The following is a 21,922-nucleotide window of genomic DNA, read 5'->3' as shown; positions in this document are numbered from 1 at the left end:
CCGGAAGGTGGGTGGCGCGGTGGATCGGCGCCGGACTCTTGTCCGGTCGCTTTCGGCAGGCTAGCTTCTTACCCTGTAGAAAGCGCTTGCTACGGCCGTATGGAGGGAACTTCGTGACACGCAGGACAGTGCGGATCGCCATGAACGGCGTCACGGGGCGGATGGGGTACCGACAGCACCTGGTGCGTTCCATCCTCGCGATCCGCGAAGAGGGCGGACTGGACCTCGGCGACGGTGACGTGCTCTGGCCCGAGCCCGTCCTTGTCGGCCGCCGTGAACACGCCCTCAGAGAGGTCGCCGAACGGCACGGCCTCACCGAGTGGTCCACCGACCTCGACACCGTCCTCGCCGACGACAGCGTCGACATCTACTTCGACTCGCAGGTCACCTCCGCGCGGGTCGAAGCCATCAAGAAAGCCGTTGCCGCCGGGAAGCACATCTACACGGAGAAGCCGACCGCCACCGACCTCGAAGGCGCCCTCGACCTCGCCCGCCTCGCCGAGAGCGCCGACGTCAGGCACGGCGTCGTCCAGGACAAGATCTTCCTTCCTGGCCTGCTGAAGCTGAAGCGCCTCATCGACGGCGGCTTCTTCGGCCAGATCCTCTCCGTACGAGGCGAGTTCGGTTACTGGGTCTTCGAAGGCGACTGGCAGGAGCCGCAGCGCCCGTCCTGGAACTACCGGTCCGAGGACGGCGGCGGCATCACCGTCGACATGTTCCCGCACTGGGAGTACGTCCTGCACGAGCTGTTCGGCAGGGTCAACTCCGTCTCGGCGCACGTCACCACGCACATCCCGCGCCGCTGGGACGAGCAGGGCAAGCCCTACGCGGCCACCGCCGACGACTCCGCCTACGGGATCTTCGAGCTGGAGGGCGGCATCGTCGCGCAGATCAACTCCTCCTGGACGGTGCGCGTCAACCGGGACGAGCTCGTCGAGTTCCAGGTCGACGGCACCCACGGCTCGGCGGTCGCCGGCCTGCGCCGCTGCCGCGTCCAGCACCGCAGCGCCACCCCCAAGCCCGTCTGGAACCCGGACCTGGCCGCCACCGAGTCCTTCCGTGACCAGTGGCAGGAGATCCCGGACAACACGGAGTTCGACAACGGCTTCAAGGCGCAGTGGGAGCTCTTCCTGCGCCACGTCACGCTCGGCGAGCCGTACCGCTGGGACCTGCTCGCCGGCGCTCGCGGCGTACAATTCGCCGAACTCGGGCTCAGGTCCTCGGAGCAGGGACGCCGCTTCGACGTACCGGAGCTCTCGCTGTGACCACCCGGACCTCACCCTCCACGGCGCCCGCCCCAGCCTCTGTAAGGAAGCCGGGGCAGGGGCTCCGGCTCCCGGACGCCGAGGGCCGGCTGCGCACGTACCAGCCGCGCCGTGAACCGGCCGCCTTCACCACCAAGGGCGCCGACGCGGCCCCTCTCGTCTCCCGTACGGTCTTCTCCGCCGCGCACGTCGTCGCCGACCCGTACGCCGACAGCAGTCCCGGAGCGCCGGTCGTCGTCGACTGGGACACCACGCTCGCCTTCCGCCGCCATCTGTGGTCGCACGGCCTCGGGGTCGCGGAGGCCATGGACACCGCGCAGCGCGGCATGGGCCTGGACTGGGCGGGAGCGGCCGAGCTTATCCGCCGTTCAGCGGCGGAGGCGCGGTCGACGGGCGGCCGGATCGCGTGCGGGGTGGGCACCGACCAACTCGCGCCGGGAGCGCATTCTCTTCAGGAGGTGCGGGCGGCGTACGAGGAACAGCTCGCGCTCGTCGAGGAGACGGGCTCGCAGGCCATCCTCATGGCCTCACGCGCGCTCGCCGCCGCTGCCGGGGGCCCCGAGGACTATCTGGCCGTCTACGCCCATCTGCTGAGGCAGGCGGACGAACCCGTCGTGCTGCACTGGCTCGGCCCGATGTTCGATCCGGCGCTGAAGGGTTACTGGGGCAGCTCGGACCTGGACGCGGCCACCGAGACCTTCCTCCAGGTGATCTCCGAACACCCGGACAAGGTCGACGGGATCAAGGTCTCGCTGCTGGACGCGCGGCGTGAGGTCGAGCTGCGCCGGCGGCTCCCGCAGGGCGTGCGGTGCTACACCGGCGACGACTTCAACTACCCCGAGCTGATCGCGGGCGACGAACGCGGCTTCAGCCACGCGCTGCTGGGTATCTTCGACCCGCTCGGGCCGGTCGCCGCCGAAGCCGTACGCGTCCTGGACACGGGGGACACGAAGGGTTTCCGGGAACTGCTCGACCCCACCGTCGAGTTGTCCCGCCATCTCTTCCAGGCGCCCACGCGCTTCTACAAGACGGGTGTCGTGTTCCTCGCCTGGCTGGCCGGGCATCAGGACCACTTCACCATGGTCGGGGGCCTCCAGTCGGCCCGTTCGCTGCCGCATCTCGCGCGGGCGTACGAACTGGCCGACGGGCTGGGCCTGTTCCCGGACCCGACGGTGGCCGAAGCCCGGATGAAGTCCCTGCTCGGCGTGTACGGAGTGGACCAGTGACGGACATGAACGAGCCGGCGGACGTGACGGCAGCGGGCGACGCGAGTCCGGGTGGAGCCCCGGATGACCTCAGCCGCTTCAGCATCAACCAGATGACGGTCAAACAGCTCACCCTCCCCGAACTTATCGAGGCGTGCGTGCGGCTCGGCGTGCCGGGTGTCGGGCTGTGGCGCGAGCCCGTGCGGGCCTACGGCCTGGATGCCGCCGCCAAGCTCGTACGCGACGCCGGCCTCGCCGTCACGACCCTGTGCCGCGGCGGCTTCCTCACGGCGATCGCATCCGCCGCACGGGCGGATGCCCTGGACGACAACCGCGCGGCGATCGACGAGGCCGTGACCCTCGGCACCGACACCCTGGTCCTGGTCTCGGGCGGGCTGCCGCCCGGCAGCCGGGATCTGTACGGCGCGCGGGAACGGATCGCGGACGCGCTGGAGGTCCTGGCACCGTATGCGGGGGAGCGTGGGGTACGGCTGGCGATCGAGCCGCTGCACCCGATGTACGCCTCCGACCGCTGTGTCGTCTCCACGCTCGACCAGGCGCTGGATCTCGCGGAACGCTTCCCCGTCGAGCAGGTCGGGGTCGTCGTGGACACGTACCACGTGTGGTGGGACGACCGGGCCCCGGCGGCGATCAACAGGGCGGCGAACCGGATCCACTCCTTCCAACTGGCCGACTGGACGACCCCGTTGCCGGCCGGCGTGCTCAACGGCCGCGGTCTGATCGGGGACGGGGCGATCGATCTGCGGGCGTGGCGCGAACGCGTCGACGCGGCCGGGTACGACGGACCGATCGAGGTCGAACTCTTCAACGACACCTTGTGGGTGCGGGACGGCGCGGAGCTGCTGGCCGACGTCGCGGAGCGGTTTGTGAGGCATGCGCTGTAAGGGAGACCACCCTGTCGCGACGAAGACGCTCTCATAGGCAAATGGTCACTTCTGTCATCTTCTGTCGTCATTTCTAACGTCAGAAAAAATTACTGCCCGCGACCGTGCAACCCTTTCGCGGTGACGGCGGTCGTATATGGCATCAAGGCTTCCGGGGAGGGGTCCGGGGGGATCGGGAAGCCTTGTCCGGAGGGGGGAGCGCGTGGGGCCCGGTCCTGGGGACCGGGCCCCTAAAGCTTGTCCGGACCTTCTCGGGGCCCTGCCCGACGGTGAGTTGTCCACAGGCCGGGCCCGGTGTCGTATCCGGGCGGTAGCGTCGGATCATGTCCAATCTCGCCGTGCTCGAAGCCGTCCTTGAGCGGATCACGTACAGCAACGAGGAGAACGGCTACACGGTCGCCCGCGTCGACACCGGCCGTGGCGCCGATCTGCTGACCGTGGTCGGCTCGCTCCTCGGCGCCCAGCCGGGCGAGTCGCTGCGCATGGAGGGCCGCTGGGCCTCGCACCCCCAGTACGGCAAGCAGTTCACGGTGGAGAACTACACGACGGTCCTGCCCGCGACCATCCAGGGCATCCGCCGCTATCTCGGCTCCGGTCTGATCAAGGGCATCGGTCCTCGGATCGCCGAGCGGATCGTCGAGCATTTCGGCGTGGACACCCTGGAGATCATCGAGAAGGAGCCCGAGCGACTCGTCGAGGTCCCCGGCCTCGGCCCCAAGCGGACGAAAATGATCGGCGCCGCGTGGGAGGAACAGAAGGCCATCAAGGAAGTCATGATCTTCCTTCAGGGCGTCGGCGTGTCCACCTCGATCGCCGTCCGCATCTACAAGAAGTACGGCGACGCCTCGATCTCCGTCGTGAAGAACGAGCCCTACCGGCTGGCCGCCGACGTCTGGGGCATCGGCTTCCTCACCGCCGACCGCATCGCCCAGGCCGTCGGCATCCCGCACGACAGCCCGGACCGGGCCAAGGCCGGACTGCAGTACGCGCTCTCCCAGTCCACCGACCAGGGCCACTGCTTCCTGCCCGAGGAGCAGCTCATCTCCGACGCGGTGAAGCTCCTCCAGGTCGACGCCGGACTGGTCATCGACTGCCTCGCCGAGCTCGCCGCCGAGGAAGAGGGAGTCGTCAGGGAGAAGGTGCCCGGCCCCGACGGCGGCGAGCCGGTCACCGCCGTCTATCTGGTGCCCTTCCACCGCGCCGAGCTGTCCCTCTCCGCCCAGCTGCTGCGGCTGCTGCGCGCGGGGGAGGACCGGATGCCCGCTTTCCAGGACGTCGTCTGGGAGAAGGCGCTGCCCTGGCTCGCGGGCCGCACAGGCGCCGAGCTGGCACCCGAGCAGGAGGCCGCGGTGCGGCTCGCCCTCACACGTAAGGTCGCCGTCCTGACCGGCGGGCCGGGCTGCGGGAAGTCCTTCACGGTCCGCTCGATCGTGGAGCTGGCCAGGGCCAAGAAGGCCAAGGTGGTGCTCGCGGCGCCCACGGGACGGGCGGCCAAGCGCCTCGCCGAGCTCACCGGCGTCGAGGCGTCCACGGTCCACCGGCTGCTGGAACTCAAACCGGGCGGGGACGCGGCGTACGACAGGGACCGGCCGCTCGACGCCGATCTGGTCGTGGTCGACGAGGCGTCCATGCTGGACCTGCTGCTCGCCAACAAGCTCGTGAAGGCCGTGGCACCCGGTGCACATCTGCTGCTCGTCGGTGACGTGGACCAGCTGCCCTCGGTGGGGGCGGGAGAGGTGCTGCGGGACCTGCTGGCCGAGGGCGGACCCGTACCGCAGGTGCGGCTGACCCGGATCTTCCGGCAGGCCCAGCAGTCGGGCGTGGTCACCAACGCCCACCGCATCAACTCCGGGGTCCAGCCCATCACTCAGGGCCTCAGCGACTTCTTCCTCTTCGTGGAGGACGAGACGGAGGAGGCCGGGAAACTCACGGTGGATGTCGCGGCCCGTCGCATTCCCGCCACGTTCGGGCTCGATCCCAGGCGCGACATCCAGGTGCTGGCCCCGATGCACCGCGGCCCGGCCGGCGCGGGCACTCTCAACGGCCTGCTCCAGCAGGCCATCACCCCCGCCCGGCCCGAGCTGCCCGAGAAGCGGCTCGGCGGCCGTGTCTTCCGCGTAGGGGACAAGGTCACCCAGATCCGCAACAACTACGACAAGGGGCAGAACGGCGTCTTCAACGGCACGGTCGGCGTCGTGACCTCGCTGAATCTGGACGATCAGCGTCTGACGGTGCGTACGGACGAGGAGGAGGAAGTGCCGTACGACTTCGACGAGTTGGACGAGTTGGCGCACGCGTACGCGGTGACGATCCACCGCTCGCAGGGCAGCGAGTACCCGGCGGTGGTCATCCCGGTCACGACCGGCGCCTGGATGATGCTCCAGCGGAATCTGCTCTACACGGCGGTCACCAGGGCCAAGAGGCTCGTCGTCCTGGTCGGCTCCCGGAAGGCGATAGGGCAGGCCGTACGTACGGTCTCCGCCGGCCGCCGCTTCACCGCACTCGACCACCGGCTCTCGGGCGGCCTCCAGGCCGGAAGCTTCTAGCGGCACTTCCACTTCCGGCGGGCTTCCGGCGGCAGGAATGCCCGCCCCGGACTTTCGGAACCGGGGCGAAGGGGGCAGGATGTGAAAGTTGGCGGCACTCAGTGCCGCGAATAGGCCTAATGGTCGACCCCGAGTGCACTCTCCTGAGCCAAATGGGGGATGGTAGAGACAGTCAGGGCACCTCGAAGAAGAGGCACTACGTCGGTGAGGGATGACGTGAGCGACAACTCTGTAGTACTGCGGTACGGCGATGGCGAGTACACCTACCCGGTGATCGACAGCACCGTCGGCGACAAGGGCTTCGACATCGGGAAGCTGCGGGCCCAGACCGGCCTGGTGACTCTGGACAGCGGATACGGCAACACCGCCGCCTATAAATCCGGCGTCACCTATCTCGACGGTGAACAGGGCATCCTCCGGTACCGCGGCTACCCCATCGAACAGCTGGCCGAAAGCTCGACGTTCCTGGAGGTGGGCTATCTGCTCATCAACGGGGAACTTCCGAAGGTCGACGAGCTGGCGTCCTTCAAGAACGAGATCACCCAGCACACGCTGCTGCACGAGGACGTGAAGCGCTTCTTCGACGGCTTCCCCCGTGACGCGCACCCGATGGCGATGCTGTCCTCCGTGGTCAGCGCGCTGTCGACCTTCTACCAGGACAGCCACAACCCGTTCGACGAGAAGCAGCGCCATCTCTCGACGATCCGGCTGCTGGCCAAGCTGCCGACCATCGCGGCGTACGCGTACAAGAAGTCGATCGGTCACCCCTTCGTCTACCCGCGCAACGACCTCGGCTATGTCGAGAACTTCCTGCGCATGACCTTCTCGGTCCCCGCCCAGGAGTACGAGCTGGACCCGGTGGTGGTCTCGGCGCTCGACAAGCTGCTGATCCTGCACGCGGACCACGAGCAGAACTGTTCGACCTCCACCGTGCGTCTGGTCGGCTCGTCGCAGGCGAACATGTTCGCCTCGATCTCCGCCGGCATCAGCGCCCTGTGGGGCCCGCTGCACGGTGGCGCCAACCAGTCGGTGCTGGAGATGCTTGAGGGCATCCAGGCCAACGGCGGCGATGTCGACTCCTTCATCCGCAAGGTGAAGAACAAGGAGGACGGCGTCCGTCTGATGGGCTTCGGCCACCGCGTCTACAAGAGCTTCGACCCCCGGGCGAAGATCATCAAGGCGGCGGCGCACGATGTCCTCTCGGCGCTCGGCAAGTCCGACGAGCTGTTGGACATCGCGCTGAAGCTGGAGGAGCACGCGCTCTCCGACGACTACTTCGTCTCCCGCAACCTCTACCCGAACGTGGACTTCTACACGGGTCTGATCTACCGGGCCATGGGCTTCCCGACCGAGATGTTCACCGTGCTGTTCGCGATCGGCCGGCTCCCCGGCTGGATCGCCCAGTGGCACGAGATGATCAAGGAGCCCGGTTCCCGTATCGGCCGCCCGCGCCAGATCTACACCGGCGAGGTCCTGCGCGACTTCGTTCCTGTCGAGAGCCGCTGAACCCTCGGCCGACGGTCCTCGCGGTCACGCCGGAGCGCAACAGAAAGCGCCCCGCTTCCCGATCCCCCCACGGGTCGGTATAGCGGGGCGCTTCCCATATCCCCGGAGCGGATTCCCCCCACGGGATCCGGGCCGGGCGTCTGCGGTTGCCGGCAGAAGCCAGTTTCACGCGGTCTGCCGGGGTACGTACGAACCAGGGGGGCCGCTCAAAGCTCCCCAGTTGCACGTCCCCCGGCCAACGCTTGCCTGAGACATCCCCCAAGACATCTCATGAACGTCCCCCAAGACGTTCTCGGCATCGCCTCTTAGACTCGCGAGCTGCCCGGATGGTTACCCCCAAATCTATGTGATCTAGATCTCTTTGTGAAGGTCCTGTGCCTCATGTGAAGGAGGCGGCTCGCAAATTGTTCGTTGCTACGAAAACAGATGAAAACGTGGGGTGCCATGCCCGCTGATCACGTTGCTGAGCAGGGCTGTTGTGGTCGGGACGGTGCCTGGAGCGACCGAAGGCCGCACGCGGCCGGAATCGGATCAGGTCGCGTACGGCCTCTGAGGCAAGTTCGGTCAGGCCTGGCCGGCCAGCTCGTAACCCGCCTCGTCGACCGCCGCGCGCACGGCGCTCTCGTCAAGCGGGGCCCGGGAAATCACGGTCACGCGGCCGGCGGCGGCCTCGGCCTTCACGGACGTGACCCCGTCCAGCGCGGAGATCTCGTCGGATACCGCGCCTTCACAGTGTCCGCACGTCATTCCGGTGACCGCGTACACCGTGGTGACGGCGCCCGTCGCTGTCTCCGTCTCGATCTTCGTCTCTGCGGTCATGGCGTTCTCCTCCGGGGGTGGGCGTGCGAAAGAAGGCGCGTCAGGGGCCGCGTGAACGCCGCGGCGCGCCGATGCGTCCGACTATACCCCTAGGGGGTATGGATGGCGAGTCTGGATCGCGGCGCCCGGTCCGCCCGCGGAGTCAGGAGTCCGGCGCCGAGGTCTCCGGCTGTGGTGGGCAGCGGGGGAGCGTGTCACCGACGACGGGTTCCAGATAGCGGAACATCGCGGTCTTCAGCTCCCCGATGTAGGCCTCCCGCTCCTCGCCCTCGTGGGACAGGATCAGATCCATGCCGCCCATGAAGAGGGCGAAGGCGAACTCCGCCGTCCTCGTGCGCTCCGCCTGCGGGGCCTCGGGGAGGTAGCTGCCCAGCATCTCCTCGACCCGGGTGAGCAGGGTGGAGTGCAGGACGTCGTGTTTCTCGGTCACCTGCCCGGGGATCTCGGATCCGTGCATCAGGACCGGGAACGCCGGATTCTCGCAGTTGAACGTGATCAGTGGATCGAGGACGGCGTCCAGCAGCTCGGGGAGCGGCAGATCCATGTGGGTCGGTGTGAACGCCTGGCCGTACGTCGTGCGCCAGCGATTCAGCAGTACGTCGCCCAGCTCGACGGCGATGGCTTCCTTGTTCGGGAAGAACTGGTAGAGCGTCCCGGGTGAGACGCCGGCCTCCCGTGCGATGGAGTTGGTGCTCGCCGCCGTGTAGCCGTTGGTGCAGAAGACGCGGCCCGCGGCTTCGAGGATCTGAGCGATACGGCGCTCACCGCGGGCTTGGCGGCGGCGCGGCTTGCCCGCATCGGCGGAGTCGCCGCCTCCCTTGGTCGCGCTGTCCTCGACGCCTCGCTCCACGGCTCCGCCTCTCCTCGCTTCAGGCACGTGAACTCCCAGGATCCCTCGATCGGTTGGCGGTGGTTGACAAACGCGAGTCCTCGCTCGCATTCTTGGTGAATGCGAGCGATCGCTCGTGTTTGCCAAGTCTATGGCAGTCGCTGACCCATGCCCTGGGTCACGGTGAAGGGGACACCGCACTATGTCCGAAGTCAACAGGGGGTCGCGAATCGGCGGCTGGACCCGGTTCGTCACGGCGCGCCCACGGCTTTCGCTGCTGGTCGCCCTGGTGATCACGGCGTTGGCGGTCCTCGCGGGGAGCGGGGTCGGCGACCGGATGGGCAGCGGGGGGTGGGAGGACCCCGCCGCCTCGTCGACGTACGCGACGAAGGCGCTGGAGCGCGAGTTCCCGGCCTCCCAGCCGAATCTGCTGCTCCTCGTCGACGCGGGCGACAGAGGGGTGGACGACCCCGCCGTGGCCGCCGAGGCCGAGCGGCTCACCGAGCGGCTGGCCGCCGAGGAGGGCGTCATAGGCGTCGGGTCGTACTGGCGGACGCGGGCGCCCGCGCTGCGCGCCGAGAAGGGGGACGAGGCGCTGATCGCGGCCAGGATCGTGGGTGAGGAGAAGGAGGCCGGCGAGATCCTGGAGCGGATCGCGCCCGAATTCCGTGGCACACAGGGACTGTTGGAGGTCTCCGTCGGCGGGCCGGTCGCCGTGCGGCACGACATCCAGACGATCATCCAGGAGGACCTGCTGCGGGCCGAGCTGATAGCCCTTCCGGTCACGCTGGTCCTGCTCGTGATGGTCTTCGGCAGCGCGGTCGCGGCCCTGCTGCCGCTGGGCGTCGGCATCGTCGCCATCCTCGGCACCAACGCCGTGCTGCGCGGGATCACCGAGATCACGGATGTGTCGGTCTTCGCGCAGAACCTCACCACGGCTCTGGGGCTCGGACTGGCCGTGGACTACGCGCTGTTCATCGTGCGCAGATTCCGGGAGGAGCTGGCCGAGGGCGCCGAGGTGCGGGACGCGGTCGGCGCCACGCTGCGCACCGCCGGCCGGACGGTGCTGTTCTCCGCGCTGACGGTCGCGGTGTCGCTCGCGGCCATGATGGTCTTCCCGCAGTACTTCCTGCGCTCGTTCGCCTACGCCGGGATAGCGGTGGTGCTGCTCGCCGCCGCTGCCGCGCTGATCCTGCTGCCGGCCGCGCTGATGGTGCTCGGCAATCGGATCAACTCCCTCGACCTGCGTCGGCTGTTCACCCGGGTCCGCAAGGGCACGGCGCCCGCCGACGGGACCGGGGACGGACCCCGGCCGGGAGCGGCGGCGGAGACAGGCCGGGGCTGGGGGCGCACGGCGGCACTGGTGATGCGCAGGGCTCCGCTCTTCGCCGTCGGGACGGCCACGGCCCTGGTGCTGCTCGGACTGCCCTTCCTGGGCGTCAAGTTCGGCACGGCCGACGACCGGCAGCTGCCGTCGAGCGCGGAGTCCCGGGTGGTCCAGGAGGACATCAGGAGCGGCTTCTCCGGCAGTCCCGGGGGCGGGCTCGAAGTGCTCGGCGAAGGCGGGGCGACCTCCGCCGAGTACGCGGACTACCGCGACCGGGTGGCCGGTCTGGCGGATGTGCTGCGGGTCGACGGCCCCGTCGTCTCCGGCGACCACGCGTACTTCACCGTGCTGCCGCGTGGCGAGGCGGTGGGCCAGGAGGCGCAGCGGCTCGTCCGTGAACTCCGGGCCGAGCCTGCGGCCTTCGACACCTCGGTCACCGGCACCGCCGCCGTACTGGTCGATTCGAAGGACTCCATCGGCGACCGGTTGCCCCTGGCGGCGGCCATCATCGTCGTGGTGACACTGCTGCTGGTCTTCCTGCTCACCGGCAGTGTCCTCATCCCGATCCAGGCGGTGGCGCTCAACGCGCTCAGCCTTACGGCGATGTTCGGAGCGGTCGTCTGGGTCTTCCAGGACGGCAATCTCTCAGGGCTGCTCGGTTTCACCTCAACGGGTGACATAGAGACGACGCTTCCGGTGCTGATGTTCTGTGTCGCCTTCGGACTCTCCATGGACTACGGGGTCTTCCTGATATCCCGGATCAAGGAGGAGTACGACCGCGGTGGTGACCACGAGCGCTCGGTCATATTCGGGCTTCAGCGCACCGGAGGGCTGATCACGGCGGCGGCGGTGATCCTGGGCGTGGTCATGGTCGCCATCGGCGCCTCGCGGGTCACTAACACCAAGATGCTCGGGCTCGGGATCGCGCTCGCGGTCGTCATGGACGCGATGGTGGTGCGGAGTCTGCTGGTCCCGGCGGTGATGAAGCTGACGGGCAGAGCGACATGGTGGGCGCCGGGGCCGCTGCGGCGCTTCCACGACCGGTTCGGGGTGAGCGAGGGTGAGGCACGGCCGGCGGCGGTCACGGACGGCGCCGACGGTCCCGGAGCGTCCGGAGCGTCCGGAGCGTCCGGAGCGTCCGGTGGGTCAGACGGGTCCAACGGTGTCGTGTCCGGGGCTGGTGAGCGGGACAAGGCCAGGGTCTGAGCCTGAACGGGACTGAGGGCCCCGTGCTCCACCACGGGGGTTGGGGTACGGGGCCCTTGGAGCCGGTCGCTGCACGGAACTGGCGCGGGGGTCCGCCCCCCGGGCCTCACTCTCTGCGGCCTCTGTTCCCCGGGCGCTTGGCCACCCAGGCGCGGATGGTGTCCGCGTACCAGTAGGGCTTGCCGTTCTCCACATGGTCCGGCCGCGGAAGCAGACCATGCTTGCGGTACGAACGGACGGTGTCCGGCTGTACGCGGATGTGGGCGGCAATCTCCTTGTAGGACCAGAGACTTCTGTCCGTCATGCGTGGCACCTCCCTGCGTCCGCCGCAGCGGCGGCCGGGGGGCCGTCTGGTGGGCTGCGACTGAAACGCTGGTGATCACTGAGCCTGTGCCCGTTGAACGACGCAGAGTGACGGTGGGGGAGGGGCTGTCGCGTCACTGTGACGGAAAACCCGCGTAATGGAGATATGCGTGACGTTGGGCGGATGTCTGTGACAGGAGTGACGCATCGGAAAGGGTCGTACCAATGGCCCATCCGGGCCCAACTGTTCGACGGTGGCGCCGGGTTACGCGCCGCACGAGCGGAGGAAGCGGCGCGTGCGCTCGGCGATCGGGAAGGGCTTGTCGGGCGGGCAGGGATACATGTCCTGCTCGACGATGGCGAAGAGATCGACCCCCAGTTTCTGGGCCGCCGTCAGCACCGGTCCCAGCGCGGGCACTCCGGTCGGCGGCTCGCACATCACGCCCCGCCCCACGGCCGGCCCGAAGGGAACTTCGTCCGCGACCACGCCCGCGAGGATCTCCGGATCCACCTGCTTGAGATGCAGATAGCCGATCCGCTCCCCGTAGGTCTCGATCAGCTTGACGCTGTCGCCGCCGCAGTACGCGTAGTGCCCGGTGTCCAGACACAGTGACACCAGGTCGGGATCGGTGGCGTCGAGGAAACGGCTGACGTTCTCCTCGCTGTCGATGTGGGTGTCGGCGTGCGGGTGGACCACGATGTTCAGCCCGAAGCGGTCGCGCACCTCACGGCCGAGCCGTTCGGTCTGGGTCGTCAGGTCGTGCCACTGCGCGGAGGTCAGCGTCCGGCCCTCCAGCACCTGTCCCGTCTTGTCGTCACGCCAGAAGGACGGGATGACGACCAGATGGTCCGCCCCCATCTCCCTGGTGAGCGCCGCGATGTCGGCGACATGCGCCCAGGTCGTGTCCCAGACGGCGGGGCCGTGGTGGAGCCCGGTGAACACGGTGCCGGCCGAGACCTTCAGACCACGCGCGGCCGTCTCCTCGGCGAGGCGGGCCGGATCGGTCGGGAGATAGCCGTAGGGACCGAGTTCGATCCACTCGTATCCGGCCTCGGCCACTTCGTCGAGGAAACGCTTCCAGGGAACCTGCTGGGGATCGTCGGGAAACCACACGCCCCAGGAGTCGGGTGCCGACCCGACCCTGATGCGGTCCAGCGGGGGTACGGAGGAGGTCATGGCGGTCAGCCTCCCGGCCGTCCGAGAAGAGTGTCAAGCCTTCGTCCGAATGTCAGGACAAAACGTTGACAGAGGTCGGGAAGGAGCATTAGACCTGGGACCGGCCGTCGAAACGAGGGGACGCGCATGCCTGAGCCGTACGACGTGATCACCATGGGACGGATCGGCGTGGACCTCTATCCGCTCCGTACCGGAGTCCCGTTGGCGCAGGTCGACACCTTCGGGAAGTTCCTCGGCGGTTCGGCGACGAACGTGGCGGTGGCCGCCGCCCGGCTCGGCCGCCGGAGCGCGGTCATCACCCGCACCGGGCGGGACGCTTTCGGGGACTATCTCCACCACGCCCTGCGGGAGTTCGAGGTGGACGACCGCTGGGTGACACCGGTCGACCCGTGGCCCACACCGGTCACTTTCTGCGAGATCTTCCCCCCGGACGACTTCCCGCTCTACTTCTACCGCCAGCCCAAGGCGCCCGATCTGGAGATCCACCCGGACGAGTTGGACCTGGACGCCATCCGGTCGGCACGGATCTTCTGGATGACGGGTACCGGCCTGTGCGAGGAGCCCAGCCGGGCGGCCACGCTGACGGCCCTGCGTACGCGCAGCGAGGCGCGCGCACGCAACCCCGAGGAGCGTCCGTCCGGGCGGCGGCCAGGAACCGCCATCACCGTCTTCGATCTCGACTGGCGCCCGATGTTCTGGAAGGCACCGGCCGACGGCTCCGTCCCCGACGGCCCGGCTTCCGAGACTTCCGCCCCCACCGGCGCCTCCGACGATCCGCAAGCCCTCATGGCCGCGGCCCGGCCCCTGTACACGCAGGCCCTGCGCCATGCCACGGTCGCCGTCGGAAACCTGGACGAGTGTGAAGTCGCCGTCGGAGAGCGGGAACCGTACGCCGCCGCTCGGGCGCTCCTCGCCGCCGGACCCGAACTGGCCGTCGTCAAACAGGGCCCCAAGGGCGTCCTCGCCATGCACCGCGACGGCACCACCGCCGAGGTGCCGCCCGTCCCCGTCGAAGTCGTCAACGGCCTCGGAGCCGGGGACGCCTTCGGCGGCGCCCTCTGCCACGGACTGCTGGCCGGCTGGGACCTGGAGCGCGTCATGCGATACGCCAACGCCGCCGGCGCCATCGTCGCCGCCCGGCTCGCCTGCTCCTCCGCCATGCCGTACGCCCGGGAAGTCGTCCAGGTCCTCGGCGGCGGCCCCGTCCCCACGCCGGGAACGCTGCCACCGGAGGGCGCCCTGTGACCCGCGTCGACGCGTCGGATCTCGTACGGATCCGTACGCACCACCCCGAGGCGGTCGCCGAGGCCGCCGCCCGCCGCAGCCGCCGTCCCCTGCTGCGCCCCGGCGCACGGCTGATGATCGTCGCGGCCGACCACCCGGCGCGTGGCGCCATGGCCGTCGGCAACCGACGGTTGGCCATGGCCAACCGTGTCGACCTGCTGGAGCGCCTCTGCCTCGCGCTGTCCCGGCCCGGCGTGGACGGCGTCCTCGCCACCTCCGACATACTCGACGACCTGCTGCTCCTCGGCGCTCTGGAGGACCGTGTCGTCGTCGGTTCCATGAACCGCGGCGGCCTCGCCGGCGCGGCGTTCGAACTGGACGACCGCTTCACCGGCCACCGCGCCGAGGACATCGATCGCCTCGGCTTCGACGCGGGCAAGCTGCTGCTGCGTATCGACTACGACGACGCGCGCTCGGCCGACACCCTCCTGTCGGCCGCCCGCGCCGTTGACGCCATGGCGGAGCGGCGGCTTCCGGTCTTCGTCGAGCCGTTCATCTGCCGCCGCAGGGAGGGACGGCTCCGCAACGACCTGACGGCGGAGGCGGTGACCCGTTCCATCGCCATCGCCTCCGGTCTCGGCGGCACCTCCGCGTACACCTGGCTGAAACTGCCCGTCACCGAGAATCCCGACGACATGGCCCGGGTGATGGAGACGTCCACCCTGCCCGCCGTCCTGCTCGGCGGCGAGATCGGCGACGACCAGGAAGGCGCGTACGAGAAGTGGCGCAAGGCACTGCGCCTGCCCACGGTGCAGGGCCTGGTCGTGGGGCGCTCACTCCTCTACCCGGTGGATGGCGATGTCGCGGCGGCCGTCGACACCGCGGTGGGCCTGTTGTAGGGGGCCCTGGGCCGCCGGACGGGAGCGGCTGTAGGGGTCACGCGGAGAGTAGGCAGACGTGCGGAGGGATACGGAACGACCATGACGACGGACAGCGACACCGACACGGGCTCCGACACCGGCTCCGACGGTGAGTTCCTGGAACGGCACGTGCGCGCGGGCAGCGCGGCGAACGGACCGTACGCGCTCGACATCGAGCCGCGGCGAGCCGGCTGGCTGCACAGCGCCTTGCGCGTCCTCGACCTGCCGCCCGGCGGTACGCACACGCTGGACAGCGGCGACAGTGAGTGGATCGTGCTTCCGCTCAACGGCGGTTGTACGGTGCACACGCAAGGCGAGATCTTTGAACTGCTGGGCAGAGAAAGCGTGTTCAGCTCCGTCACGGACTTCGCGTACGTTCCGCGTGACGCCCACGCCCAGATCGCCTCCGGTGCGGGAGGCCGCTTCGCCCTGGCAGGAGCGAAGTGCGAGCGACGACTCCCCGCTCGCTACGGCTCCGCACCGGAGGTTCCGGTCGAACTGCGGGGCAGCGGCAACTGCTCCCGCCAGGTCAACAACTTCGCCGCCGCCGACACCTTCGACTGCGACCGGCTGATCGCCGTCGAAGTCCTCACGCCCGGCGGGAACTGGTCGTCGTACCCGCCGCACAAGCACGACGAGAACCACCCCGGCGTCGAGTCCGAGCTGGAGGAGATCTACTACTTCGAGATCGAGGACGGTGGCCTCGGCTACCACCGTGTCTCGCCCTCCAGGTCCGGCGGTACGGACGTCCTCGCCGAAGTCCGCACCGGCGACACCGTCCTCATCCCCGACGGCTGGCACGGCCCGTCCATCGCCGCCCCCGGCCGCGCCATGTACTACCTCAACGTGATGGCCGGACCGGGCGAGACCAGACAGTGGCTGATCCGAGACCACCCCGACCACGGCTGGATCCGCGGCACCTGGCCCGGCCAGGCGGTCGATCCCCGACTGCCGATGTACGGAGCCCCGCGAACGCGGCGACCGCACGCGCCGCAGGGACCGTCCCAGGGACAGCCGAGCCAACCTCCTTATGAGGACAAGGACGAGGAGACCCACCGATGAGTACGCGCCGCCTCACCGTGGCCCAGGCACTGATCGCCTTCCTGTCCCGCCAGTACACCGAACGCGACGGCAGCCGCCGCCGGCTGATCGACGCCACCTGGGGCATCTTCGGCCACGGGAACGTGGCGGGCATCGGCCAGGCGCTCGTCCAGGCCGGCCCGGACATGCCGTACTTCCAGGGCCGCAGCGAACAGGCCATGGTCCATGCCGCCGTCGGTTACGCCCGCCAGAGCAACCGCCTCTCCGCACACGCAGTGACCACCTCCATCGGCCCCGGTGCCACCAACCTCGTCACAGGCGCGGCCCTCGCCACCATCAACCGGCTGCCCGTGCTGCTGCTCCCCGGCGACATCTTCGCGACGCACCCCGCCGACCCCGTCCTCCAGCAGCTCGAAGTGCCCCACGCGGGCGACGTCTCCGTCAACGACGCGCTCCGCCCCGTGTCGAAGTACTTCGACCGCGTCTCGCGGCCCGAAGCGCTCATCCCGGCCGCCCTCGCCGCCATGCGGGTCCTCACCGACCCCGCCGAGACGGGCGCGGTGACCCTCGCACTGCCGCAGGACGTCCAGGCGGAGGCTTACGACTGGCCGGAGGAGTTCTTCGCCGAGCGCGTCTGGCGGGTGCGCAGGCAGGGCCCCGATCCGTACGAACTCGCCGACGCCGCCGAGGCCGTCCGCTCCGCACGCCGTCCGCTCCTCGTCGCGGGCGGCGGAGTCCACCACAGCGCGGCCGAGGACGCGCTGGCCGCCTTTGCCACGGCGACCGGCATCCCCGTCGCCTCCACCCAGGCCGGCAAGGGCTCCCTGCGCCACGACCATCCGGCGGACGTCGGCGGGATCGGCCACACCGGCACCGCCACCGCCGACGAACTGGCCCGCACCGCCGACCTGGTGATCGGCGTCGGCACCCGCTGGTCCGACTTCTCCACGGCGTCCGCGACGCTCTTCTCGAACCCGGCCGTCCGCTTCCTCAACATCAACGTCACCGGCTTCGACGCCCACAAGCTCGCCGCAGCCCCCTTGGTCGCCGACGCCCGCACCGCCCTGGAGGCACTGACCACGGCCCTCGCGGACCACCGCGTGGGCGCCGGCTACGCCACCGAGTACACGGAGGACAAGGAGCGGTGGGAGCACCGCGTCGACGCGGCCTTCGACACCTCCGAGGACCTGGTACGGCCCACCCAGCCACAGGTTCTCGGGCTGCTGGACGCGCTCGTCACCGACGAGGACATCGTCATCAACGCGGCCGGATCGCTCCCCGGCGACCTCCACAAGCTGTGGCGGTCCCGCTCCCGCGACCAGTACCACGTCGAGTACGGCTATTCGTGCATGGGTTACGAGATCCCTGCGGCCATCGGCGTGATGCTGGCCGACCCGGGGCGTCCCGTCTGGGCGCTGGTCGGCGACGGAACGTATCTGATGAACCCCACCGAGATCGTCACCGCAGTCCAGGAACGCCTCCCACTGAAGCTGGTGATTCTCCAGAACCACGGATACGCGTCGATCGGCGGTCTCTCCGAGTCCGTCGGCGCGGAACGGTTCGGTACGGCGTACCGCTTCCGGGAGGCCGACACGGTCGGCTCGCCGACCTACACGGGCGATCCGCTCCCCGTCGACCTCGCCGCCAACGCGGCCTCGCTCGGGATGCGCGTCATCCGCGCCAAAACCATCCGTGACCTGCGTGAAGCCCTCGCCCTCGCGCGCGCGTCCGACGTCCCCACATGTGTCTACGCGGAGACCGAAACGGCAGACACTGTGTCGGGCGCGCCTCCCGCGCAGGCGTGGTGGGATGTTCCCGTGGCCGAGACGGCGACGCGCGCGTCCGCGGTCACGGCACGCGAGGATTACGACCGGAAGGCCGCGGCCCGCCGCCGCCACCTCTGACAGGCGCACCGCCACAGCGCCACAGCGCCGCACCGCCGGACTCGATGGACCCGAAGGAGCAGGTAATGAAGACCGTCAACCACTGGATCGGTGGCAAGACCGTCGAGGGCGCGTCGGGCAACTGGGGCCAGGTCACCGATCCGGCGACCGGCGCGGTCACCACACAGGTCGCGCTCGCCTCGGCGGAGGAGGTGGACGCGGCCGTCACGGTGGCGAAGGCCGCGTACGGCACCTGGGGCACCTCCTCCCTCTCCACACGCACCGGCATCCTCTTCAGCTACCGCGCGCTGCTCGACGCCCACCGTGACGAGATCGCCGCGCTGATCACCGCCGAGCACGGCAAGGTCCACTCCGACGCCCTCGGTGAGGTGGCGCGCGGGCTGGAGATCGTCGAGCTGGCCTGCGGGATCACCACTCAGCTCAAGGGCGAGTTGTCGACACAGGTCGCCAACCGGGTCGACGTCTCCTCGATCAGGCAGTCGCTGGGCGTCGTCGCCGGCATCACGCCGTTCAACTTCCCCGCGATGGTGCCGATGTGGATGTTCCCGCTGGCCATCGCCTGCGGCAACACCTTCGTACTGAAGCCGAGCGAGAAGGACCCGTCGGCGGCGAATCTGCTGGCCGAACTCGCCGCCGAGGCGGGACTGCCGGACGGCGTGCTCAACGTCGTCCACGGCGACAAGGTGGCCGTCGACTCCCTCCTCGCGCACCCGGACGTCGCGGCGGTCTCCTTCGTCGGCTCGACGCCGATCGCCCGCTACATCCACGCCACCGCCTCCGCCAACGGCAAGCGCGTCCAGGCGCTGGGCGGCGCCAAGAACCACATGCTGGTCCTCCCGGACGCCGACCTGGACGCGGCTGCGGACGCGGCCGTCTCGGCGGCGTACGGCTCCGCGGGTGAGCGCTGCATGGCGATCTCGGCGGTCGTCGCGGTTGGTGCGATCGGCGACGAACTCGTACGGAAGATCCGCGAACGCGCCGAGAAGATCAAGATCGGCCCCGGCACCGACCCGGCCTCCGAGATGGGCCCGCTGATCACGGCCGCCCACCGAGACAAGGTCGCGTCGTACGTGACGGGCGCCGCCGCACAGGGCGCCGAAGTCGTCCTGGACGGCACCGGCCTGCGCGTCGAGGGCTACGAGGACGGCCACTGGATCGGACTGTCGCTCCTCGACCACGTCTCGACCGACTCCGACGCCTACCGCGACGAGATCTTCGGCCCGGTGCTCTGCGTGCTGCGCACGGAGACGTACGAGGACGGCGTCGCCCTCATGAACGCCTCGCCCTTCGGCAACGGCACGGCGATCTTCACCCGCGACGGCGGCGCGGCCCGCCGCTTCCAACTGGAGATCGAGGCGGGCATGGTCGGCGTGAACGTGCCGATCCCGGTGCCGGTGGGCTACCACTCCTTCGGTGGCTGGAAGGACTCGCTCTTCGGCGACCACCACATCTACGGCAACGACGGCGTGCACTTCTACACACGCGGCAAGGTCGTCACAACCCGCTGGCCGGACCCGTCGGACGCCCCGTCGGGCGTGGACCTGGGCTTCCCCCGCAACCACTGACCAAGCCCGCCCACCCGAACCGCGGCGGCCCGCACGGTGCCCCTATTCCGCTCGGGCCGTCGCCGCGTTCCGCCGCCTTCTTAATAGGTGGCCGCCAAGGCGCCTGTCACACCACGCTGTTCCCATGGCGACAGCGACAACTCCGGCGACCCCGCGTCCCCCGGAACCCAAGTACCGCATTCGCGCGCACCACACCGCCTCGACGATCACCGTCCACCAGGCCTACCCACCATCGATCGGCCTCCCGGCCGCACGCGACGGACGCTTTCCCGGCACTTGGAAGCGCGACAGGATGACGTGGATCAAACCGTCCTTCCTTTGGATGATGTATCGCTGCGGCTGGGGTCTGAAAGAGGGGCAGGAGACGGTCCTGGCCGTCGAGATCACCCGTGAGGGCTTCGAGTGGGCGCTGCGGCATGCCTGCCTGTCGCACTACGACGCGGACACGCACGCCGACCAGGCCTCGTGGCGGCGCGAGTTGAAGCGGAGTCCCGCGCGTGTCCAGTGGGATCCGGAGCGGGATGTGCGGCTCCAGGCGTTGCCGTACCGGTCGTTGCAGCTCGGGCTTTCGGGGGAGGCGGTGCGGCGGTACGCCGATGAGTGGATCGTTTCCGTCAGGGATGAGACGCCGTTGGCCCGGCGGATTCATGGGCTTGTGCGGGAGGGTGAACCGGCCGCCGCGCAAGGGCTGCTGCCCGTCGAGACGCCGTATCCGGCCGAGGCCGACGGAGAATTGCTCCGGCACCTGTGCCCTTGAGCCGCGTCCGGGCGCGTGAAACCGGCGCGCCGAGCGCGTCGAGTTCTCGCCATGCTATGTGCCCAACCCGGGAGGAGCGGCAGTATGGAAGGCATGACGGACATGGTGAATTCAGCCCAGGCCGAGGCGTGGAACGGCTATGAGGGCAGGCACTGGGCAGAGCACCAAGATCGGTACGACAATCTGAACGACGCCGCCAATGCTCCGCTTCTCGAAGCGGCCGGCATAAAGGACGGCGACCGGCTCCTCGACGTCGGGTGTGGGAACGGGCGGGTCACGCGGCTCGCCGCGCGCCGGGGGGCTCGGGCCGTCGGGATCGATCTGTCGGCGCCCATGCTGGCGCGGGCCAGGGAGTCCGCGGTCGCGGAGGAGGTCGAGGACGTCACGTTCGTGCAGGGCGACGCGCAGGTGTACGGCTTCGAGGAGGCGTCCTTCGACATCGCCGTGAGCCGCTTCGGGGTGATGTTCTTCGCCGATCCCGCCGCCGCGTTCCGCAACATCGGAAGAGCGTTACGCCCTGGTGGGAGGCTTGCCTTCGTCTGTCCGCAGTCGTTCAGCCTCATGGACCAAGCGGTGATCTTCGCGGCCATCGGCACCCAGGTCACGCTGCCCGCCCTCAACGAGGACAGCAGGCAACAGCCCGCATCCTTCGCCGACCCCGCGCACACCGAGCGCGTCCTCAGCGAGGCGGGCTTCAAGGGAATCGGTCTGCGTGCGATGGCGCTGACCCAGCACTGGGGCAAGGACGCCTCCGACGCTTCCGCCTTCCTGATGGGATGGGGGCCCCTGCAACACTGGCTGGCCATGGCCGACGCGGACGAGCGTACGCGTACGCGCGCTCACGACGCGGCCACGGAAGCCTTCCACGCCTTCGAGACCCGGCAAGGCGTACGGCTGACCAGCCGCCTCTGGCTCGTCACCGCCGAGCGCCCCTGAGCGGGGCATTCGCCGGACACGGCCTAGGAGACCGGGAACTCCCAGGTCAGCATCGAGAAGCGGCCCTCGTCACGAGCGCCGGCCGCGCGGTAGGTCGCCAGCGCCGGTTCGTTGTCGGTGTCCACGCCCACCCACATGTCGTAGCAGCCGCGCTCGCGCGCGATGTCCGCCAGGGCGTCGGTCAGGGCCCGCCCGATGCCCCGCCGGCGGTACGGCTCGTCCACCGACAGCTCGTACAGGCACATCTCGACGCCCTTGTCCGGATGCAGCATCTCGATACCGGAGACGAATCCGACCGGCACACCTTCGGCGTAAGCCATCAGCAGCAGATGACCCGGAGCGGCGAGAAAGCGCTCCGCCCACTCTTCCCGGGCCGGGCTGTCGTACAGATGCTGGGCGGCGACGAGTTCGGCGACCGTCGTCGCTCGGCGGATCTCCATGCCGGACATATGGCTCGTCTCCCTCGCGCGTCGCCGGGCGCATCACC

At 69.4% G+C, this 21,922-nt stretch carries 18 protein-coding genes; 13 read left to right on the top strand and 5 right to left on the bottom strand.

The genetic code is table 11. The annotated features are described in order from the left end of the window. Positions 1 to 113 precede the first annotated feature (113 nt). The 5 genes from ACIBBB_RS10555 to ACIBBB_RS10535 all read left to right on the top strand — a co-directional run bounded on the left by ACIBBB_RS10555 (position 114) and on the right by ACIBBB_RS10535 (position 7,427). Entirely contained in the window at positions 114 to 1,265 is a 1,152-nt protein-coding gene (locus ACIBBB_RS10555; protein WP_398980609.1) for a Gfo/Idh/MocA family protein, read from the top strand. Continuing rightward, on the top strand, positions 1,262 to 2,491 hold the full coding sequence (locus tag ACIBBB_RS10550; protein ID WP_398980608.1) for a dihydrodipicolinate synthase family protein: 1,230 nt from the start codon (positions 1,262 to 1,264) through the stop codon (positions 2,489 to 2,491). The genes ACIBBB_RS10555 and ACIBBB_RS10550 overlap by 4 nt, the downstream gene beginning before the upstream one ends. A 5-nt stretch (positions 2,492 to 2,496) precedes the next feature. Then, on the top strand, positions 2,497 to 3,375 hold the full coding sequence (locus ACIBBB_RS10545; protein WP_398980781.1) for a sugar phosphate isomerase/epimerase family protein: 879 nt from the start codon (positions 2,497 to 2,499) through the stop codon (positions 3,373 to 3,375). A 323-nt stretch (positions 3,376 to 3,698) separates the two neighbouring features. Continuing rightward, positions 3,699 to 5,921, top strand: coding sequence for an ATP-dependent RecD-like DNA helicase (locus ACIBBB_RS10540; RefSeq protein ID WP_398980607.1), 2,223 nt, complete (start codon positions 3,699 to 3,701; stop codon positions 5,919 to 5,921). Positions 5,922 to 6,137: 216 nt separating this feature from the next. Continuing rightward, the gene (locus tag ACIBBB_RS10535; RefSeq protein ID WP_329387488.1) at positions 6,138 to 7,427 is read left to right on the top strand and encodes a citrate synthase; all 1,290 of its coding nucleotides are present in this window, start codon (positions 6,138 to 6,140) and stop codon (positions 7,425 to 7,427) included. A gap of 564 nt (positions 7,428 to 7,991) precedes the next feature. Here ACIBBB_RS10535 and ACIBBB_RS10530 read toward each other — a convergent pair. Continuing rightward, positions 7,992 to 8,246, bottom strand: coding sequence for a heavy-metal-associated domain-containing protein (locus ACIBBB_RS10530; RefSeq protein ID WP_398980606.1), 255 nt, complete (start codon positions 8,244 to 8,246; stop codon positions 7,992 to 7,994). A gap of 142 nt (positions 8,247 to 8,388) precedes the next feature. After that, positions 8,389 to 9,123, bottom strand: coding sequence for a TetR/AcrR family transcriptional regulator (locus ACIBBB_RS10525; RefSeq protein WP_398980605.1), 735 nt, complete (start codon positions 9,121 to 9,123; stop codon positions 8,389 to 8,391). A 154-nt stretch (positions 9,124 to 9,277) separates the two neighbouring features. On the opposite strand from ACIBBB_RS10525, the gene ACIBBB_RS10520 reads away from it, so the two are divergent. Next, positions 9,278 to 11,608, top strand: coding sequence for an MMPL family transporter (locus tag ACIBBB_RS10520; RefSeq protein ID WP_398980604.1), 2,331 nt, complete (start codon positions 9,278 to 9,280; stop codon positions 11,606 to 11,608). 106 nt (positions 11,609 to 11,714) lie between these two features. Here ACIBBB_RS10520 and ACIBBB_RS10515 read toward each other — a convergent pair whose 3' ends face one another. Continuing rightward, complete coding sequence (locus ACIBBB_RS10515; RefSeq protein ID WP_384322051.1) at positions 11,715 to 11,912, bottom strand: helix-turn-helix transcriptional regulator; 198 nt, start codon at positions 11,910 to 11,912, stop codon at positions 11,715 to 11,717. A gap of 264 nt (positions 11,913 to 12,176) precedes the next feature. Beyond that, a complete protein-coding gene (locus tag ACIBBB_RS10510) occupies positions 12,177 to 13,088 on the bottom strand; it encodes a sugar phosphate isomerase/epimerase family protein (protein ID WP_398980603.1) in 912 nt (303 codons plus the stop codon). A gap of 126 nt (positions 13,089 to 13,214) precedes the next feature. Here ACIBBB_RS10510 and iolC point away from each other — a divergent pair, with 126 nt between their 5' ends. From iolC to ACIBBB_RS10475, 7 genes are all read left to right on the top strand, one after another. Then, positions 13,215 to 14,333: a 5-dehydro-2-deoxygluconokinase gene (gene iolC / locus ACIBBB_RS10505; RefSeq protein ID WP_398980602.1), complete on the top strand. Its 1,119-nt coding sequence runs from the start codon at positions 13,215 to 13,217 to the stop codon at positions 14,331 to 14,333. Then, positions 14,330 to 15,211 carry a deoxyribose-phosphate aldolase gene (locus ACIBBB_RS10500; RefSeq protein WP_398980600.1) on the top strand — a complete coding sequence of 294 codons (882 nt, stop codon included), beginning with the start codon at positions 14,330 to 14,332 and terminating at the stop codon, positions 15,209 to 15,211. The genes iolC and ACIBBB_RS10500 overlap by 4 nt, the downstream gene beginning before the upstream one ends. A gap of 81 nt (positions 15,212 to 15,292) precedes the next feature. Then, positions 15,293 to 16,294, top strand: coding sequence for a 5-deoxy-glucuronate isomerase (gene iolB / locus ACIBBB_RS10495; RefSeq protein WP_398980599.1), 1,002 nt, complete (start codon positions 15,293 to 15,295; stop codon positions 16,292 to 16,294). Next, a complete protein-coding gene (gene iolD, locus ACIBBB_RS10490) occupies positions 16,291 to 18,177 on the top strand; it encodes a 3D-(3,5/4)-trihydroxycyclohexane-1,2-dione acylhydrolase (decyclizing) (RefSeq protein WP_398980598.1) in 1,887 nt (628 codons plus the stop codon). Before iolB ends, iolD begins: the two co-directional genes overlap by 4 nt. Before the next feature lie 65 nt (positions 18,178 to 18,242). Next, on the top strand, positions 18,243 to 19,742 hold the full coding sequence (locus ACIBBB_RS10485) for a CoA-acylating methylmalonate-semialdehyde dehydrogenase (protein WP_398980596.1): 1,500 nt from the start codon (positions 18,243 to 18,245) through the stop codon (positions 19,740 to 19,742). A gap of 124 nt (positions 19,743 to 19,866) precedes the next feature. Then, positions 19,867 to 20,499 carry a DUF4291 domain-containing protein gene (locus ACIBBB_RS10480; protein ID WP_398980595.1) on the top strand — a complete coding sequence of 211 codons (633 nt, stop codon included), beginning with the start codon at positions 19,867 to 19,869 and terminating at the stop codon, positions 20,497 to 20,499. Between the two features lie 84 nt (positions 20,500 to 20,583). After that, positions 20,584 to 21,435 carry a class I SAM-dependent methyltransferase gene (locus ACIBBB_RS10475; protein ID WP_398980594.1) on the top strand — a complete coding sequence of 284 codons (852 nt, stop codon included), beginning with the start codon at positions 20,584 to 20,586 and terminating at the stop codon, positions 21,433 to 21,435. Positions 21,436 to 21,458: 23 nt separating this feature from the next. Here ACIBBB_RS10475 and ACIBBB_RS10470 read toward each other — a convergent pair whose 3' ends face one another. Continuing rightward, the gene (locus ACIBBB_RS10470) at positions 21,459 to 21,875 is read right to left on the bottom strand and encodes a GNAT family N-acetyltransferase (RefSeq protein ID WP_398980780.1); all 417 of its coding nucleotides are present in this window, start codon (positions 21,873 to 21,875) and stop codon (positions 21,459 to 21,461) included. Positions 21,876 to 21,922 lie beyond the last annotated feature (47 nt).

Source organism: Streptomyces sp. NPDC051217, from assembly GCF_044455465.1.
Classification (GTDB): domain Bacteria; phylum Actinomycetota; class Actinomycetes; order Streptomycetales; family Streptomycetaceae; genus Streptomyces.
The sequence above is the reverse complement of the archived record's forward strand: the minus strand, read 5'-3'. Positions and strand labels throughout refer to the sequence as shown.

Bases quoted from the DNA above. Each gene is read 5' to 3' on its own strand.
- ACIBBB_RS10545 (WP_398980781.1), top strand. From the start codon at position 2,497: ATGAACGAGCCGGCGGACGTGACGGCAGCGGGCGACGCGAGTCCGGGT.
- ACIBBB_RS10540 (WP_398980607.1), top strand. From the start codon at position 3,699: ATGTCCAATCTCGCCGTGCTCGAAGCCGTCCTTGAGCGGATCACGTAC.
- ACIBBB_RS10530 (WP_398980606.1), bottom strand. From the start codon at position 8,246: ATGACCGCAGAGACGAAGATCGAGACGGAGACAGCGACGGGCGCCGTC.
- ACIBBB_RS10520 (WP_398980604.1), top strand. From the start codon at position 9,278: ATGTCCGAAGTCAACAGGGGGTCGCGAATCGGCGGCTGGACCCGGTTC.
- ACIBBB_RS10515 (WP_384322051.1), bottom strand. From the start codon at position 11,912: ATGACGGACAGAAGTCTCTGGTCCTACAAGGAGATTGCCGCCCACATC.
- ACIBBB_RS10510 (WP_398980603.1), bottom strand. From the start codon at position 13,088: ATGACCTCCTCCGTACCCCCGCTGGACCGCATCAGGGTCGGGTCGGCA.
- iolC (WP_398980602.1), top strand. From the start codon at position 13,215: ATGCCTGAGCCGTACGACGTGATCACCATGGGACGGATCGGCGTGGAC.
- iolB (WP_398980599.1), top strand. From the start codon at position 15,293: ATGACGACGGACAGCGACACCGACACGGGCTCCGACACCGGCTCCGAC.
- iolD (WP_398980598.1), top strand. From the start codon at position 16,291: ATGAGTACGCGCCGCCTCACCGTGGCCCAGGCACTGATCGCCTTCCTG.
- ACIBBB_RS10485 (WP_398980596.1), top strand. From the start codon at position 18,243: ATGAAGACCGTCAACCACTGGATCGGTGGCAAGACCGTCGAGGGCGCG.
- ACIBBB_RS10480 (WP_398980595.1), top strand. From the start codon at position 19,867: ATGGCGACAGCGACAACTCCGGCGACCCCGCGTCCCCCGGAACCCAAG.
- ACIBBB_RS10475 (WP_398980594.1), top strand. From the start codon at position 20,584: ATGGAAGGCATGACGGACATGGTGAATTCAGCCCAGGCCGAGGCGTGG.
- ACIBBB_RS10470 (WP_398980780.1), bottom strand. From the start codon at position 21,875: ATGGAGATCCGCCGAGCGACGACGGTCGCCGAACTCGTCGCCGCCCAG.